Annotated in this window: 2 protein-coding genes; both read left to right on the top strand. The window is 31.1% G+C overall.

Annotated elements, in window-relative coordinates; all coding sequences use genetic code 11:
• Positions 1-240 precede the first annotated feature (240 nt).
• Positions 241-681, top strand: coding sequence for an rRNA maturation RNase YbeY (ybeY, locus tag OYV_RS03985; RefSeq protein ID WP_081931949.1), 441 nt, complete (start codon positions 241-243; stop codon positions 679-681).
• A gap of 56 nt (positions 682-737) precedes the next feature.
• Positions 738-1,136, top strand: a 399-nt coding sequence (gene era, locus OYV_RS03980) for a GTPase Era (protein WP_334199044.1), incomplete at its 3' end; no start/stop codon positions are given.

The raw sequence follows: 1,136 nt of genomic DNA, 5'->3' as shown, positions 1-1,136 counted from the left end.
TATGCGTAGTAAAAAGCGTTAATGTTTTAATCAATTAAAAGCTACTTGAAATAAGTTGCTTTTTTTATTTTATATTTTCTTATATTTGATTAAGTTTTTTTGCAAATATCTTTTTATTTTATTCATTCAAATATTCGCTCAAATCATCAAAAAATAATCTCATTATTAAAAATTACCAAAAAAACAACTCAATTGCAACCAAAACTACAACCACCCCAAACCCCAAATAGGAAATGCTAAATGATCATTAAAATCCACAATCAAACTTCTTTTTGCATCACACCTTTTAAATCTTTATTAATTAAAATGTTTTTACCCATCAAAGAAAAAAAATTAATGCATCTCATTTTTGTTACCAACGAAAAAATTCAAGAACTTAATTCCTTTTATCGCCAAAAAAATTATCCCACAGATGTTTTGTCTTTTCCTAATGATTTAACTTTTTTTGCAGGCTTAGAAGACAATTCTTTAGGCGATGTTTTTATTTCTTTTTCCAAAGCCCAAGTCCAAGCACAAACAGCCAAGCACAGTTTAGAACGCGAAATTGCTTTTTTAGCAGTGCATGGTTTTTTGCATCTTAAGGGTTATCAACACCGCACCGAGGAAGAGTTTCAAATAATGCTTGCTTTACAAGAAAAAATTTTACAAAACGTAGGTCTAAATTTAGACAAAAACACATAAAACAGCAGCAGCAGCCCCAAATCCCATAAAAACCAAACAAAAAGAAACAAACCAAAATAAAAACACCCACACAAACACCAACAAGGGAAAAAAACAAAAAAATAACTAAGAAATTGAGGACTTACATGGATTTTAAATCTGGTTTTATTGCTATTTTGGGACGCCCAAACGTCGGCAAATCAACTCTTCTAAACGCATTAACCCAACAAAAAGTTGCCATCACAAGCGCCAAACCCCAAACAACACGCCACAAAATTATTGGCATTTGCCACGAACCTAACGCCCAATATATTTTTGTAGACACCCCAGGAATTAACCAATATAAACATTTATTGAACCAAAAAATGAACAACATCGCTTTTCAAAGCATCAAAGACGTTGATTTAATTCTCTTTTTAACAGATTCCTTTTATCATCCCAAAGAAGAAACTTTGTTAAAAATGATTTTCCAAACC

Origin of the sequence: 'Chrysanthemum coronarium' phytoplasma (assembly GCF_000744065.1) — a bacterium.
Classification (GTDB): Bacteria; Bacillota_I; Bacilli_A; order Acholeplasmatales; family Acholeplasmataceae; genus Phytoplasma; species Phytoplasma asteris.
Note: the sequence above shows the minus strand (reverse complement) of the source record. Positions and strands in the feature narration are given on the sequence as shown.

Bases quoted from the DNA above. Each gene is read 5' to 3' on its own strand.
- ybeY (WP_081931949.1), top strand. From the start codon at position 241: ATGATCATTAAAATCCACAATCAAACTTCTTTTTGCATCACACCTTTT.